Source organism: Streptomyces griseochromogenes (assembly GCF_001542625.1).
Taxonomy (GTDB): Bacteria; Actinomycetota; Actinomycetes; order Streptomycetales; family Streptomycetaceae; genus Streptomyces; species Streptomyces griseochromogenes.
Map to the genome: position 1 here is coordinate 709872 of NZ_CP016279.1, position 15059 is coordinate 724930.

The 15059-nt window shown below is 70.5% G+C and carries 14 protein-coding genes; 10 read left to right on the forward strand and 4 right to left on the reverse strand.

What is annotated here, in order from left to right; all coding sequences use genetic code 11:
- Positions 1–41 precede the first annotated feature (41 nt).
- Positions 42–1310, forward strand: coding sequence for an ArgE/DapE family deacylase (locus tag AVL59_RS03330; protein ID WP_067299709.1), 1269 nt, complete (start codon positions 42–44; stop codon positions 1308–1310).
- Here AVL59_RS03330 and AVL59_RS03335 read toward each other — a convergent pair.
- Positions 1279–3114: a phosphatidylglycerol lysyltransferase domain-containing protein gene (locus AVL59_RS03335; protein ID WP_067299710.1), complete on the reverse strand. Its 1836-nt coding sequence runs from the start codon at positions 3112–3114 to the stop codon at positions 1279–1281. The genes AVL59_RS03330 and AVL59_RS03335 overlap by 32 nt on opposite strands.
- Before the next feature lie 98 nt (positions 3115–3212).
- Positions 3213–3494, reverse strand: coding sequence for a hypothetical protein (locus AVL59_RS03340; protein WP_067299711.1), 282 nt, complete (start codon positions 3492–3494; stop codon positions 3213–3215).
- A 79-nt stretch (positions 3495–3573) separates the two neighbouring features.
- Between AVL59_RS03340 and AVL59_RS03345 the strand changes: the two genes are divergently transcribed.
- A complete protein-coding gene (locus AVL59_RS03345) occupies positions 3574–4404 on the forward strand; it encodes a M55 family metallopeptidase (RefSeq protein ID WP_067299712.1) in 831 nt (276 codons plus the stop codon).
- A 257-nt stretch (positions 4405–4661) separates the two neighbouring features.
- On the opposite strand, the gene AVL59_RS03350 is transcribed toward AVL59_RS03345, so the two are convergent.
- Positions 4662–5306 carry a CGNR zinc finger domain-containing protein gene (locus AVL59_RS03350; protein ID WP_067299713.1) on the reverse strand — a complete coding sequence of 215 codons (645 nt, stop codon included), beginning with the start codon at positions 5304–5306 and terminating at the stop codon, positions 4662–4664.
- 94 nt (positions 5307–5400) lie between these two features.
- On the opposite strand from AVL59_RS03350, the gene AVL59_RS03355 reads away from it, so the two are divergent.
- A complete protein-coding gene (locus tag AVL59_RS03355; protein ID WP_067316844.1) occupies positions 5401–6183 on the forward strand; it encodes an MBL fold metallo-hydrolase in 783 nt (260 codons plus the stop codon).
- A gap of 110 nt (positions 6184–6293) precedes the next feature.
- On the opposite strand, the gene AVL59_RS03360 is transcribed toward AVL59_RS03355, so the two are convergent.
- A complete protein-coding gene (locus tag AVL59_RS03360) occupies positions 6294–6731 on the reverse strand; it encodes a hypothetical protein (RefSeq protein ID WP_003974483.1) in 438 nt (145 codons plus the stop codon).
- A gap of 575 nt (positions 6732–7306) precedes the next feature.
- On the opposite strand from AVL59_RS03360, the gene hemL reads away from it, so the two are divergent.
- From hemL to ccsB, 7 genes are all read left to right on the forward strand, one after another.
- A complete protein-coding gene (hemL, locus tag AVL59_RS03370) occupies positions 7307–8623 on the forward strand; it encodes a glutamate-1-semialdehyde 2,1-aminomutase (protein ID WP_067299714.1) in 1317 nt (438 codons plus the stop codon).
- A 35-nt stretch (positions 8624–8658) separates the two neighbouring features.
- The gene (locus AVL59_RS03375) at positions 8659–9306 is read left to right on the forward strand and encodes a histidine phosphatase family protein (protein WP_067316847.1); all 648 of its coding nucleotides are present in this window, start codon (positions 8659–8661) and stop codon (positions 9304–9306) included.
- A gap of 147 nt (positions 9307–9453) precedes the next feature.
- Positions 9454–10746 carry a polysaccharide deacetylase family protein gene (locus AVL59_RS03380; protein ID WP_067299715.1) on the forward strand — a complete coding sequence of 431 codons (1293 nt, stop codon included), beginning with the start codon at positions 9454–9456 and terminating at the stop codon, positions 10744–10746.
- A 125-nt stretch (positions 10747–10871) separates the two neighbouring features.
- Entirely contained in the window at positions 10872–11462 is a 591-nt protein-coding gene (locus tag AVL59_RS03385) for a TlpA family protein disulfide reductase (RefSeq protein ID WP_067299716.1), read from the forward strand.
- Between the two features lies 1 nt (position 11463).
- Positions 11464–12228, forward strand: a complete 765-nt coding sequence (locus AVL59_RS03390) for a cytochrome c biogenesis CcdA family protein (RefSeq protein WP_067299717.1) — start codon at positions 11464–11466, stop codon at positions 12226–12228.
- 3 nt (positions 12229–12231) lie between these two features.
- Complete coding sequence (gene resB, locus AVL59_RS03395; RefSeq protein ID WP_067299718.1) at positions 12232–13953, forward strand: cytochrome c biogenesis protein ResB; 1722 nt, start codon at positions 12232–12234, stop codon at positions 13951–13953.
- Entirely contained in the window at positions 13950–15050 is a 1101-nt protein-coding gene (ccsB, locus tag AVL59_RS03400; RefSeq protein WP_067299719.1) for a c-type cytochrome biogenesis protein CcsB, read from the forward strand. Before resB ends, ccsB begins: the two co-directional genes overlap by 4 nt.
- Positions 15051–15059: the final 9 nt, after the last annotated feature.

Consider the following 15059-nt stretch of genomic DNA (forward strand, 5'->3'; position numbering starts at 1 on the left):
GTCATGATCTGAGACGAAGCCGTCCCGGGAGGGGAGTCCCCGTGCTCAGTGATCAGGAAGCCGCCGCACTCGCGTGTGTCGACGAGGCGGCCGTCGGGCGGACGCTGCTGGAGCTGATCGCGATCCCGAGCGTGACCGGCAGCGCCGCCGAGTCGGAGATCCAGCATCACCTCGCCGGGCGGCTGGAGCGGCTCGGGCTCGATGTCGACCTGTGGTCCATGGACCTGCCCGCGCTGCTCGCCGACCCGGCGTTCCCCGGCATGGAGGTGCCGCGCGAGGAGGCCTGGGGTCTGGTGGGGCACACGGCGGGCGGTGACGACGGGCCGACGCTGATCCTGCAGGGGCATGTGGACGTCGTACCGCCGGGGGACCGTGCCGCCTGGGACGGGGATCCGTTCGTGCCGAGGGTGACCGGGGACGTCGTGCACGGGCGTGGGGCCTGCGACATGAAGGCGGGACTGGTGGCGCACCTCGCCGCGCTGGAGGCTGTCCGGGCGGCCGGGCTGCGGCTGCGCGGACGGGTCGCCGCCCACTTCGTGGTCGGCGAGGAGGACGGCGGGATCGGTGCCTTCGGCACCCTGAAGCGGGGGTACGGCGGTGACGCCTACGTCATCACCGAGCCGACCGCCGGCACGCTCATCACCGCGAACGCGGGCGCGCTGACGTTCCGGCTCACCGTGCCCGGCAAGGCGGCCCACGCCAGTTCGCGGGATGCCGGGGTCAGCGCGATCGACGCCTATGTGCCGCTCCACGAGGCGCTGGCCCGTCTGGAGGCGTCCCGCAACGTCGACCCCTCGCCGCTGATGGCCGAGTACCCGATCCCCTACGCCCTCTCCGTCGGCACCCTGCGCTCGGGCGACTGGGCGAGCAGCGTGCCCGACCTGCTGGTCGCCGAGGGCCGGCTGGGCGTGCGGCTGGGCGAGGAAGTGGCCGACGCGCGCGCCGAGCTGGAGTGCTGTGTGGCCGAGGCCTGCGCCGCCCACCCCTGGCTGCGGGAGCATCCGGCGACCGTGAGCTGGCCGGGCGGGCAGTTCGCGAGCGGACGTCTCACCGAGGGGCATCCGCTGCGCGACGAGGTGCGCGACGCCTGCGCCGACGCGGGCGGCTGGGCCGCCCGGCCCCGGGAGCGCGGGGCGCCCTACGGGAGCGACCTCAGGCTGTATGCCGGGGCCGGGATTCCGACGCTGCAGTACGGGCCCGGGGACGTGCGGGTGGCGCACAGCGCGCGGGAGTGCGTGTCCGTGCCCGAGGTGGTGGCGGTGGCACGGACACTGGTGCTCACGGTGCTGCGGTCGGCCGGGGTGAAGTGAGCTCCGGGGAGGCCGACTGCCTGCGGCGGGTGAAGGCCGGCAGGGCCGGCGGGGTCAGAAAGCCCTCCGCGCGGGCGCTGGCCAGGCCGATGCGGGGGATGTCGCTGCTCTTGGCGAAGAGAAGGAAGCGGGGCTCCCACACCGGGCGGTACTTGGCGTTGGCGCGGTAGAGGGACTCGATCTGCCACCAGCGTGAGAAGAAGGTGAGGACCGAGCGCCACAGGCGCAGCACCGGTCCGGCGCCGAGGCGGGAGCCTCGCTCGAAGACCGAGCGGAACATCGCGAAGTTCAGCGACACCCGTCGTACACCCAGCTTCTCGCCCTGGAGCAGCAGCTCCACGACCATGTACTCCATCAGGCCGTTCTCGCAGTCGCGGTCGCGGCGCATCAGGTCCAGCGAGAGGCCGTGCTCGCCCCAGGGGACGAAGCTGAGCAGGGCGCGCGGCACGTCGTCGGCGTCCAGGCACTCCAGCATCACGCAGCGGCCGTCGCCGGCGTCGCCGAGGCGGCCGAGCGCCATGGAGAAGCCGCGCTCGGTGGCGCCGTCGCGCCAGTGGTCGGCGCGGTCGATGAGCAGGGCCATCTCCTCGTCGGGGATGTCCTCGTGGCGGCGGATGCGGACCGTGTAGCCGGCCCTGCGGACACGGTTGTGGGCCTGGCGCACCACGCGCATCGCCCGGCCGTCGAGGGTGAAGTCGGCGAGGTCGACGATCGCCTCGTCGCCCAGTTCCAGGGCGTCCAGGCCGTGGCGGGCGTAGATCGTGCCCGCTTCCTCGCTCGCGCCCATGACGGCCGGGGTCCAGGCGTGCCGGCGGGCCTCCGCCAGCCAGGCGTCGATGGCGCCGGGCCAGGCCTCGGGGTCGCCGATGGGGTCGCCGGAGGCCAGGCTGACGCCGCCGATGACGCGGTAGGCGACGGCCGCCTTGCCGCTGGGGGAGAAGATGACGGCCTTGTCGCGGCGCAGCGCGAAGTAGCCGAGGGAGTCGCGTTCGCCGTGCTTGTCGAGCAGGCAGCGCAGCTGCCGCTCGTCCTCCTCGGCGAGCAGGCACTCGCCGCGCGGGGAGCGGAAGCAGGCGTACAGCACCAGCAGGAAGGTCGCCGCGATCAGGATGTTGACGATCACGTCCGCCCAGCGGGGGGCGTGCACGGCGTCGACCCGGTCGGCGAGCGGGCCGACACTGACGCCCCGCAGCAGGGTATAGGCGATCTCGTCCTTGAGGGTGGCGCCGGGGAGTTTGTTCGTCGCGTGCACCAGCAGCGTGCCGAGCGTGCTGCTGACCAGCGCGCCGCCCGCGCCGACGACGAGTGCGAGGCGCGGGTTGGAGCGGTCGCCGATGGCGTCGAACTCACGCCGGCCGATCAGCAGGGCCGCCACGAACAGGCCGGTGAGGGCCGCGGAGAGCCAGTTGAAGACGTGCTCGCGGTACGGCTCGCGGGTCAGGGCGAGCACGTAGAGGCCGAAGAGGGGGCCGGCGAGCAGGAGGTTGAAGACCCATGCGGCCCGCTTGCGGCGGCGCATCACCACCGCGAGGAACAGGGCGAGTGCCGCCGAGATGAGGCCCGCGGTGGCCAGGTACGGTGTGAAGAACTCGCCCGCGTTGTGCTCGTGCACCTCCTCGCGGAACGGCAGCGAGAGAACGGCGACGATGTTGAGCACGGCCTGCAGCCGCAGGTACCAGACGGTGGCCGACGCCGCGCGCTTGCGCAGCCGGTCGTCGCCGGACGGCAGAGCGGGGATGGGGAGGCGGGGCCTCCGCTGAGCGGGAACCTGTGGAGTGACTGGGGGCGACTGACTCGCGGGCATGGTGACGGGCACCTTGAAGGAGGGGACGGGGCAACGCTGACCCTACAACTCGTAGGGTAGCGGGGGCACGGGCTTGCGCATACCCGGTGCACAGGTTCTCATCCCGGTCCCCGGGTGCCGCGCCGGGCGGCCGCCAGCAGCCAGGCCAGATTGCCCACCGCCGCCCCGGCCGCCACCACGGCGACGATCACCCCGCCGGTGGCGAGGCCGTCGCTGAACAGATGCGGGCGCCGGTCCAGGCTGTGCAGCCCGAAGCCGCACAGCTCGTAGACGCCGACGGCGGCGATGACCAGGCTGACGGCCAGCAGGGCCAGCGTCGGGGCGAGACTGCGCGGACAGAGGGCCGCCGTTGGGCCGGGCTCCGTTTCTGTTTCCTGCATTTTCTCCCCCGTTGAACAGACGTGTGGCCGTGGGCGGTTGGGAACCTACAATACGTAGGGTCGGGTTAGGGTCGGTGCCGTGCGGATCTACATCAGCGTGGACATGGAAGGCATCACCGGGCTCGTCGACGCCGACGACGTCCAGCCGGGCGGGCGGGACTACGAGCGGGGCCGCTCCATGATGGCCGAGGACGTGAACGCGGCCGTGCGAGGCGCGCTGGCGGCCGGGGCGAGCGATGTCCTGGTGAACGACGCACACGGCCCGATGCGCAACCTGCTGCCCGAGGCGCTGCATCCGGCGGCCCGCCTGATCCGCGGCAAGCCCAAGCAGATGGGCATGCTGGAGGGGCTCGACGCCGGGCACGACGCCGCGCTGTGTGTCGGCTATCACTCCCGGGCCGGTGCTCTCGGCGTGCTCAGCCACAGCTTCATGGGGCACGAGATCGAGGACATCCGGCTGGACGGCCGTCCCGTCGGGGAGATCGGCCTCGCCCACGCCACCGCGGCGGCCCTCGGCGTCCCCGTGGTGGCTCTCACGGGTGACGACACGGCGTGCGCGGAGATGACGGCGTGGGACGCGTCGGTCGTCACCGTCGCCGTGAAATACGCCCACGACCGCTTCGCGGCCCGGCTGCGTCCGGCCGACGAGGCGCGCGCGGCCATCGAGGAGTCGGTCGCGCGGGCCCTGGCCGTACCGCCCGCGCGCCCTCGGGCCTCCACCGCCGAGGCCACCCTCGCCGTCCGCTGGCAGTCCGCCTCGGTCGCGGCGACCCTGCTCGGCATACCCGGGGTGACGGCCGAGGACAGCCGCACGGTGCGGGTATCCGGTGAAATGCCTGCTCTATACCGGTTGTTCGGGGTGTGGATGCGAGTGGCGGCGTCGCTCACCAACCAGGCGCCGTACTGCTGAGCGCCCCAAAGGGGCGCGGGGAACTGCGCGATCGGCCCAGACGGCGCAGCAGACGCCCGGCGGCACTTCGCGGCACAACCAGCGGCGCGCACCTCAGCCGAACCGCCCCGCCACATGATCCGCCGTCCGCTGGTCCACCGGCGCGTTGAACATCCCCTCGGCCGGCCCGTGCTCGACGATCCCGCCCGGCGTGCCCTGATCGGCGAGAAAGGACGCGCACTGGTCGCAGACGCGGCCGCCGAACGCCGCGCCGGGAATCAGCTGCCTGTATCGGCCACGCCTCCGCCGGCTCGGCCGGCCGGTGGCGGTGCGGTGCGGCGGGCGTAGGCGCGGGCCGCGCGGGCGCGGTCGCCGCAGCGGGTGGAGCACCAGTGGCGGCGGCCGTGCCGGAGCAGGTAGCGGTTGCAGGGAGTGGAGCCGCAGGCGGTGAGGCGGTCGGCGTCGGGGCCGGTGAGCAGGTCGGCGGCGTCGGCGGCGAGGGCCGCCAGGGCGTGCTCGACGATCTGGGTGGTCGGGTGGGACGCCGCCCGGTACAGACCGTGCTCGGGGTGCCAGTGCAGCAGGGCGGCCGCGGGGGCGCGGGTGAGCGCGTCGTTGACGGCGGTCAGGGCGGCCGCGGGGGCGGGGTGGCCGCCGACCCGGGAGGCGAGCAGGGAGCGGACCTCTTCGCGCAGGGACCGCAGCCGGGCCGCACAGGTCTCCTGGAGGTCCGTGCCGGCCGGGGCCAGGCCGCGCTCCACGAGCCACCGGTCCGCCGCGGCGGGCGTGCCGAGCAGGTCGATGAACTGGCCGCCGGGCAGGGCGACGGCGCTGTTGGCGAGGTCGAGGGCCGGATGCTGCTCCGCGCCCGGCGCGGGGGGTGGTGCCTGCTCGTCTCTCACGCTCCCTGTCATGAATCTCATGGTAGGGCTTGCACCCATCCGTGAGGAACTACTAACGTCACTTCACGGATAGACCACTATTCATCCGTGATGACGATGCTGTGAGGTGCTCACCATGGCTGCTGCCGGTCCGACTTCCGACACCACGAGCGAGCAGATACCCGTCCGCGTCCTCGGCGGTCCGACCGTCCTCATCGAGTACGGCGGACTCCGCTTCCTCACCGACCCGACCTTCGACGACCCCGGCGACTACCCCGCGCCCAGCGGCCGGGTCCTGACCAAAACCGCCCCGCCCCGGATCGGCCGGGCCGAACTGGGCCCCGTCGACGTCGTCCTGCTCTCCCACGACCAGCACGCCGACAACCTCGACCACTCCGGCCGCGCCCTGCTCGCCGAGGTGCCGCGCACCTTCACCACCGCGAGCGCCGCGGGCCGCCTCGGCGGCACCACCCGGGCCCTGGCCCCCTGGGAGTCCGCCGAACTGCCCCGCCCCGACGGCGGCACCGTCACCGTCACCGCCGCGCCGGCCCTGCACGGGCCCGAGGGCTCCGAGCCGATCGTGGGCGAGGTCACCGGCTTCGTCCTGACCTCCGCCGACCTGCCGAGCGTCTACGTCAGCGGCGACAACGCCTCCCTGGACCTGGTCCAGGAGATCGCCGGCCGGTACGCCCCCGTCGACACCGCCGTCCTCTTCGCCGGCGCACCCCGTCTGCCCGTCCTCGACGACGCCCTCCTCGTCCTCGACGGCGCCGGAACCGCGAGGGCCGCACAGCTATTGAACGCCCGCCGCGTCGTCCCGGCCCACTGCGACAGCTGGGCCCACTTCACCGAGACGCGGGAGGACGTGGTGAAGGCGTTCACCGCGGCGGGGCTCGCGGACCGGCTGCAACTGGACTGACGAGCGACCCGGCCGACCGCCCGCACGGTGCCGGTCCGGCCGCCCGCCCTCATCGGCAAATGACGAGGGCGGAACCCGAAGGCCCCGCCCAAACCCCACGAAACCCCAGCTCAGGGCCACACGAGGCAATACGGCTGATGCCCCGCCTCATGCAGCCGGTGCGAGAAGTCCTGCCACTCGTGCAGCAGCTGGTACACATTGAACGCGTCCCGAGGTCCACCCCGGTCCGGCACCGTCGACCAGATGAAGGCCGCCGCGCCCACCGCTTCCTCGCCGATGCCGCGCAGGGGGTCGACGACCGTCATGGGGAGCTTGACGACGGCGTAGTCGGGGTGCAGGACGACCAGCTCCAGGGGCGGCACCTTGTGCAGGGGCACGCCCTCGATGCCGGTCAGCACCATCGCGGCCATCGTCTCCGGCTTGATCTTGGTGAACATGCCGTTCATGCCCAGCTCGTCGCCGCCGAGTTCCTCGGGGCGCATCGAGATGGGGACGCGGGCCGCGGTCGCGCCGTCAGGCGCGCCGAAGTATTTGTACGTCACCCCCACCCGACCACCATTTCTGCTCCCCGCCCGCAAGCGGTCGGCCCGGTGGTCGAGCCGACTGTCGATCGGCCGGTCCGGATACTCGTCCAGCTGCCGGTCGATCTGCCGGTCGTACCGCTCGGGCTCACTCGGTACACCCTGTGCCTGACGTGCCTCAGTCTGACGTGCCTCGGTCGCTTCCTCCGCCTCGCGCCGGTGCCTTCCCCGCCGGGCACGTCGAGGACCCAGGTCATCAGTCCCCTCGCCCAGTCCGCCACCGCGATGCATATCTCCACCCGACTGCTTTTCTAGGACGCGTGGCCCCCGCCGCGCAACCCGATCATCGTGTCAGTGACCTCCCCCACGGCCGCCCGCCGAAACGTGCGGTGAAACACCAGTCCGCAGGATCTTCAACAGCTCCTGACTAGTACGTGCCCATGAGCTGTGTGTATCAGGTGTCAGTCTCGCAGATGCCACGGCCGCGATCGCGGCTCCGATCCCGAGGTGGGCCGCAACCGGAGCGGGCCGCGGCCTACCCTGAGGAGGTCACCACGCAACCGGAGTCCGAGAAGTCGGAGAAGTCGCACGTCATGAGTGCCATGAGCGAACTGCCCTATCCCTATGAAGCGCCTGTCTCACAGGCGCTCTTCGACCGTGCGTCCGTCGTCACACCGGGCGGTGTGAACTCGCCGGTGCGCGCCTTCCGCGCCGTGGGCGGCACGCCGCGGTTCATGGTTTCCGGCAAGGGGCCGTACCTGACCGACGCCGACGGGCGCGAGTACGTAGACCTGGTGTGCTCCTGGGGGCCGATGATCCTCGGGCATTCCCACCCCGAGGTCATCGGCGCCGTCCAGGAGGCGGTCGCGCGCGGTACGTCCTTCGGTACGCCGGGTGAGGGCGAGGTCGCACTCGCCGAGGAGATCGTCGCCCGGGTGGAGCCCGTCGAGCAGGTGCGGCTCGTCAGCAGCGGGACCGAGGCGACCATGTCCGCGATCCGGCTCGCCCGCGGGTTCACCCAGCGGTCCAAGGTGATCAAGTTCGCCGGGTGCTATCACGGACACGTCGACTCCCTGCTCGCCGCGGCCGGCTCCGGCGTCGCGACCTTCGCGCTGCCCGACACGCCCGGCGTAACCGGCGCCCAGGCGGGGGACACGATCGTGCTGCCGTACAACGATCTGGAGGCCGTCCACGAGGCTTTCCACCGGCACCCGGGCGAGATCGCCTGCGTGATCACCGAGGCCTCGCCCGGCAACATGGGCGTCGTGCCGCCGGACCCCGGGTTCAACCAGGGGCTCAAGGACGCCTGCCGGAAGAACGGTGCGCTGTTCATCTCCGACGAGGTCATGACCGGGTTCCGGACCAGCAGGGCCGGGTGGTACGGGATCGACGGGGTCAAGCCCGATCTCATGACCTTCGGGAAGGTGATGGGCGGCGGGTTCCCCGCCGCCGCCTTCGGCGGACGGGCCGATGTCATGGCCCACCTCGCGCCCGCCGGGCCCGTCTACCAGGCCGGCACCCTCTCCGGGAACCCCGTCGCCACCGCCGCCGGCCTCGCCCAGCTGCGGCTCCTGGACGACGCCGCGTACGACAAGGTCGACGCCGTGTCGGAGCAGATCCGGGGCCTCGTCGGCGAGGCGCTGAGCAAGGAGGGCGTCGCCCACCGGCTGCAGACCGCCTCCAACATGTTCTCCGTGTTCTTCACCGACCGGACGGTGCGGAACTACGAGGACGCCCGGCGGCAGGAGTCGTTCCGCTTCACCGCCTTCTTCCACTCGCTGCTGTCGAACGGCGTCTATCTGCCGCCGTCGTCCTTCGAGTCCTGGTTCGTGTCCACGGCCCACGACGAGCGGGCCATCCAGAAGATCGCCGACGCCCTTCCGGCGGCGGCCCGGGCGGCTGCGGAGGCCACCGCGTGAGCGACAACAGCAAGGACATCACCGTCGTCCACCTCATGCGGCACGGGGAGGTCGAGAACCCGGACGGGATCCTGTACGGGCGCCTGCCCGGCTACCACCTGTCCGAGCTCGGCCGGCAGATGGCCGACCGGGTCGCGGACCACCTCGCCTCGCGGGACGTCACCCATGTGGTCGCCTCGCCGCTGGAGCGAGCGCAGGAGACCGCCACCCCGATCGCCAAGGCACACGGTCTCGACCTCGCCACCGACGGGCGGCTCATCGAGGCCGGCAACGTCTTCCAGGGCAAGACCTTCGGGGTCGGCGACGGCGCGCTGCGCAAGCCCGAGAACTGGAAGCACCTGGTCAACCCGTTCAAGCCGTCCTGGGGCGAGCCCTACATCGACCAGGTCGTGCGGATGATGGGCGCGCTGAACGCGGCCAAGGACCAGGCCCGCGGGCACGAGGCGGTGCTGGTCAGCCACCAGCTGCCGATCTGGATCGTGCGCTCCTACGTCGAGAAGCGGCGGCTGTGGCACGACCCGCGCAAGCGGCAGTGCACGCTCGCCTCCCTGACGACTTTCACATATCAGGGCGACAGGATCGTCTCCGTCGGCTACGCCGAGCCCGCCATAGATCTCGTTCCGGCCCATCTGCGCGCGGGTGTCAAGCCCGTGAAGGGGAAGAGCAAGGCTTTTGGCGCGTAACTGCCGCTTCTGGTAGTCCGTTTGACATGTCTTAGGGCTTCTTTGCCCGGGATGTTACGAAAAATATGTGAACCAAACTGAACCTCCCCGATCGTCACGTCCTCTCACTGGATGACCACCAGCGGGCGTGATGAATCGGGGATTTCCATGCGCACCAACTCCCGGACCCTTTCCCGGAGGGGAATACTCGGCCTCGGCGCGGGCGCGGCGGCAGCCGCCGGTCTCGCCGGCTGCGGGTCCCTCAACTCCTCGGACGGCGGCGGGCACGCATCCGGTTCCGGAGACGGCTCGGACGGCGGAGGCGGGAACGCCGGGGCCAAGGGCCGTCCCATCGGCGACGGCTCCACCTCCTTCACCGGCAAGCAGCCGCATCAGCCGGGCAAGCCCGAGCCGCTGGAGCCGGGCCAGACCCCGCCGCAGTTCGTGATCTTCTCCTGGGACGGTGCCGGCGAGGTCGGCAACGGTCTCTTCCCGCGCTTCCTCGACCTGGCCAAGCAGCACGGCGCGAGCATGACCTTCTTCCTCTCGGGGCTTTATCTGCTGCCCGAGGGGAAGAAGCGGATGTACGAGCCGCCGAACAACCTGCGCGGCGCCTCCGACATCGGCTACCTCAGCGACCCGCACATCAAGGCGACGCTGACCAACGTGCGCCGGGCCTGGCTGGAGGGGCACGAGATCGGCACCCACTTCAACGGGCACTTCTGCGGCGAAGCCCATGGCTCGGTGAAGTGGTGGACCCCGCAGCAGTGGGAGAGCGAGATACGCCAGGCCAAGGCGTTCGTGAAGGAGTGGCGGACCAACACCGGCTGGACGGACATGCCCTCCCTGCCGTTCGACTACGACAAGGAGCTGGCCGGCGGCCGTACGCCCTGTCTGCTCGGTCAGAACAACCTGCTGCCCACCGCCAAGAAGCTGGGCTGGCGCTACGACGCCTCCTCGTCGGGCGGCCTTCAGGTGTGGCCGACGAAGAAGCTGGGGATCTGGGACCTGCCGTTGCAGCAGATACCTTTCCCCGGCCGTTCCTTCGAGGTCCTGTCCATGGACTACAACATGCTCGCCAACCAGTCGCTCAACTCGACCAAGGCGCCCGCCTACAACTACCCGGGCTGGCGCAAGCAGTCCGCCGGGGCGTACATCGCGGGCTTCGAGCGGGCATACAGGACAAACCGGGCGCCGTTCTTCATAGGCAACCACTTCGAGCACTGGAACGGCGGCATCTACATGGATTCCGTCGAAGAGGCCTTCAAGCACATCGCGCGCGAGAAGGAGAAGGGTGCGGATGTGCGCCTGGTCTCCTTCCGGCAGTTCGTGGACTGGGTGGACGTCCAGAAGCCGGAGGTGCTCGCCAAGCTGCGCACGCTGGGGGTCGGGCAGCAGCCGTCCGGCGGCTGGAAGGACTTCCTGCGGGACACCAAGTCGGCCTCCTCGGACGCCGCCTGAGGGACTTCCGGGGGCGGCCGGGGGAGCCGCCCGGAATGTCCGGAGTAAATACCTCCTGAAATGCGGATTTCTGCCCGGCAGGGGGGTGCGCGAGATCCTCGGAACGGGCATGCGAAACTTTTCACATGAGTACCCGTAGCCGCGCCGCCCTGCTCAGCGCCGGGGCCGCCGTAGCGGCCCTGACCCTGTCCGCGTGCGGTAACGGCGGCACCTCCGGCGGCGGCGGAAACACCAACTTCGTCACCGGCAACAACGGCATCAGCACGGTCTCCAAGGGCAAGCGGGCCACGGCCCCCGACCTGTCCGGCAAGACCATCGACGGCAAGCCCCTGGACGTCGCCGACTACAAGGGCAAGGTCGTCGTGATCAACGTCTGGGGCTCGTGGTGCGGGCCGTGCCGGGAGGAGGCCCAGTACTTCTCCAAGGTCTCCAAGGCGTACGAGGGCAAGGGCGTCCAGTTCGTCGGCATCAACACCCGGGACACCAGCACCACCCCCGCGGTCGCCTTCGAGGAGGAACACGGGATCGACTACCCGAGCCTGTACGACCCGACGGGCAAGCTGATGCTCCGCTTCAAGAGGGGCACGCTCAACCCGCAGCTGATCCCCTCCACGCTCGTCATCGACAAGGACGGGAAGGTCGCCGCGCGGGCGCTGGAGGCGCTCGACGACACCACCCTGCTGAAGATGCTCAAGCCGGTCCTCGCGGAGAAGTGACGTGAGCGCACTCGTCACGCTGGCCGCCGAGAACCAGACCGTGAAGCACGGCGCCCTGCTGGTCGCCCTGCCCATCGCCCTGCTCGGCGGGCTCGTCTCCTTCTTCTCGCCCTGCGTGCTCCCGCTGGTCCCCGGTTACCTCTCCTACGTCACCGGGGTCGCCGGCACCGACCTGGCCGACGCCAGACGCGGGCGCATGGCCACCGGAGCCGCCCTGTTCGTGCTCGGCTTCAGCGCCGTGTTCGTCTCCGGCGGGGCGCTGTTCGGCTCCTTCGGCTGGACCCTCCAGGAGCACAAGGACGTTCTGACCAAGGTCCTCGGCGTGCTCATGATCGCCATGGGCGTGTTCTTCATGGGGCTGATGCCCTGGTTCACCCAACGCGAGTTCCGCTTCCACAAGCGACCGACGACCGGCCTGGTGGGCGCGCCGATAGTCGGAGCCCTGTTCGGCATCGGCTGGACGCCCTGCATCGGCCCGACCCTCGCGGCGGTGAACGGCCTCGCCATCGAGCAGTCGAGTGCCGGGCGCGGGGCGGTGCTGATGGTCGCCTACTGCGTGGGCCTCGGGCTGCCCTTCGTGCTCGCGGCGGTCGCCTTCCGCAAGGCGCTCGGCGCCTTCGGCTGGGTCAAGCGCCACTATGTCTGGGTGATGCGCATCGGCGGCACGATGATGATCGTGACCGGTGTGCTGCTGCTGACCGGGGCGTGGGACAGTCTCGTGCAGGAGATGCAGGGCTGGTCCAGCGGCTTCAATGTGGGGATCTGATCGATGAGCAAGACCGAAACCGACAAGGGCCAGGACCAGGAGGACCTGGGGGCGGCAGGATCCCAGCTGTCCACCGCCCCGCAGGAGGAGATCGCGGGCGGCCTGCCCGGTCTCGGTGTCATCGGCTGGGCCCGCTGGTTCTGGCGGCAGCTGACCTCCATGCGGGTCGCGCTGCTGCTGCTCCTGCTGCTCTCGCTCGGCGCGATCCCCGGCTCGCTCATCCCGCAGACCGGCGCCGACCTGAACAAGGTCGACGACTTCCGCAAGGCGCACAAGACGCTCGCGCCGATCTACGACAAGCTCGGTCTGTTCCACGTCTACAGCTCGGTGTGGTTCTCCGCGATCTACATCCTGCTGTTCGTCTCCCTCATCGGCTGCATCATCCCGCGCACCTGGCAGTTCGTCGGCCAGCTGCGCGGCCGCCCGCCGGGCGCCCCGAGGCGGCTGACCCGGCTGCCCGCCTACACCACCTGGCGCACCACCGCCGAGCCGGACGAGGTCCGCGAGGCCGCGCTCGCGCTGCTCAAGAAGCGCCGCTTCCGCGCCCACATCGCCGGTGACGCGGTCGCCGCCGAGAAGGGCTATGTGCGCGAGGTGGGCAACCTGGCCTTCCACATCGCGCTGATCGTGCTGCTGGTCGCCTTCGCCTCGGGCCAGATGTTCAAGTCGGACGGCACCAAGCTGATGGTGGAGGGCGACGGCTTCTCCAACGCGCTGCCGATGTACGACGACATGAAGTCCGGCAGCATGTTCACCCCCGACGACCTCGTGCCCTTCAGCTTCGGCCTGAAGGACTTCCACGCCACCTACGAGGCCAGCGGCCCCAACCGGGGCACCCCGCGCACCTTCCGGGCGAAGATCACCTACAGCGAGGGCGCGTACGGCAAGCAGAAGTCGACCAGCATCAAGGTCAACGAGCCGCTGAAGATCGGTGACGCCAAGGTCTACCTCGTCAGCCACGGCTACGCGCCGGTCATCACCGTCCGGGACGGCCGGGGCAAGGAGGTCTACCACGACGCGGTGCCCTTGCTGCCGCTCGACGGCAACGTCACCTCCAACGGCGTGATCAAGGTGATGGACGGCTACCGCGACGGCAAGGGCAACAAGGACCAGCTCGGCTTCCAGGCCTTCTTCGTGCCGACCTTCGACCCGAAGAGCGGCACGATGCTCTCGCAGTTCCCGGCGCTGCTGAACCCGCTCCTCGCGGTGAACGCATACCACGGCTCTCTGGGCGTCGACGCGGGCCAGTCGCAGAACGTGTACCAGCTCGACACCAAGCGCATGAAGCAGTTCAAGGACGCCAAGGGGCAGCTGCTGAAGAAGCTGCTCAGGCCGGGCGACACCCTGCAGCTGCCGAACGGTGCCGGGTCCATCACCTTCGAGAAGGACGTCAAGGAGTGGGCCGGCTTCGAGATCGTCCAGGAGCCGGGCACCGGCTGGGCGCTCGGCGGTGCCCTCGTCGCGATCTTCGGTCTGGCCGCCTCGCTGTTCATCCAGCGCCGCCGCGTGTGGGTGCGGGCGGTGCGCGGCGCCGACGGCGTCACGGTCGTCGAGATGGCCGGGCTCGGCCGCAGCGAGTCCGCCAAGGTGCCCGAAGAACTCGGCGACCTCGCCGGAACCCTCTACGAGCAGGCGCCGGGGGCACCCGACCCCGACGGCTCTTCAGCAACCAACGAAGCAACCCCCGACTCCGAAGTCGTACCTGCCGAAGGGGCTGAGAAGTGACTCTCGCCGCCGCAAACGATCTCGCCGTAGCGACCAACGAACACCTGGCGAGCATCAGCAACACGCTGATCTACTCCTCGATGGCCGTCTACACGCTGGCCTTCTTCGCGTACATCGCCGAATGGCTCTTCGGCAGCCGCAGCAAGGTGGCCCGTACGGCCGCGGCGCTGACCGGCGACGGAGCGCGGAAGGCGGGGGCGCCCGCAGTCACCGTCAAGCAGGCCGGCGGGACCGCCGTGCTGGAGCGGCCCAAGGTCGTCGTGCGCTCCACCTCCGGCGCCCGCGACGTGCCGGACGGGCCGGGTGCGCACGGCGGTGACGAGCAGGGCGACCTGTACGGGCGCATCGCCATCTCCCTGACGGTGCTCTCCTTCCTGGTGGAGCTGGCCGGGGTCGTCACTCGCGCGGCCTCCGTGCAGCGGGCGCCGTGGGGCAACATGTACGAGTTCAACATCACCTTCTCCACGGTCGCCGTCGCCGTGTACCTCGCGCTGCTGGCGCTGAAGAAGAACGTGCGCTGGCTCGGCCTGTTCCTGATCACCACGGTCCTGCTCGATCTCGGCCTCGCGGTCACCGTCCTCTACACCGCGAGCGACCAGCTGGTCCCCGCCCTGCACTCGTACTGGCTGTACATCCACGTCTCCACCGCGATCTTCTGCGGCGCGGTGTTCTACGTCGGCGCGGTGGCCACGATCCTGTACCTGTTCAAGGACTCGTACGAGAACAAGCTGCAGACCGGCGGCAAGCCCGGCTCCTTCGCCACCTCGGTGCTGGAGCGGCTGCCCGCCTCCGCCTCGCTCGACAAGTTCGCCTACCGGATCAACGCGGCCGTCTTCCCGCTGTGGACGTTCACGATCATCGCGGGCGCGATCTGGGCGGGCGACGCCTGGGGCCGCTACTGGAACTGGGACCCGAAGGAGACCTGGTCCTTCATCACCTGGGTCGCCTACGCCTGCTACCTGCACGCCCGGGCCACGGCCGGCTGGAAGGGCCGCAAGGCCGCCTACCTGGCGATGATCGCCTTCGGCTGCTGGCTGTTCAACTACTACGGCGTCAACATCTTCGTGAGCGGCAAGCACTCCTACGCGGGCGTGTAAGTCCCCCGA

Coding starts and splice junctions, on each gene's coding strand:
- AVL59_RS03335 (WP_067299710.1), bottom strand. CDS start 3,114: ATGCCCGCGAGTCAGTCGCCCCCAGTCACTCCACAGGTTCCCGCTCAG.
- AVL59_RS03340 (WP_067299711.1), bottom strand. CDS start 3,494: ATGCAGGAAACAGAAACGGAGCCCGGCCCAACGGCGGCCCTCTGTCCG.
- AVL59_RS03350 (WP_067299713.1), bottom strand. CDS start 5,306: ATGAGATTCATGACAGGGAGCGTGAGAGACGAGCAGGCACCACCCCCC.
- AVL59_RS03355 (WP_067316844.1), top strand. CDS start 5,401: ATGGCTGCTGCCGGTCCGACTTCCGACACCACGAGCGAGCAGATACCC.
- hemL (WP_067299714.1), top strand. CDS start 7,307: ATGAGCGAACTGCCCTATCCCTATGAAGCGCCTGTCTCACAGGCGCTC.
- AVL59_RS03375 (WP_067316847.1), top strand. CDS start 8,659: ATGCGGCACGGGGAGGTCGAGAACCCGGACGGGATCCTGTACGGGCGC.
- AVL59_RS03380 (WP_067299715.1), top strand. CDS start 9,454: ATGCGCACCAACTCCCGGACCCTTTCCCGGAGGGGAATACTCGGCCTC.
- AVL59_RS03385 (WP_067299716.1), top strand. CDS start 10,872: ATGAGTACCCGTAGCCGCGCCGCCCTGCTCAGCGCCGGGGCCGCCGTA.
- resB (WP_067299718.1), top strand. CDS start 12,232: ATGAGCAAGACCGAAACCGACAAGGGCCAGGACCAGGAGGACCTGGGG.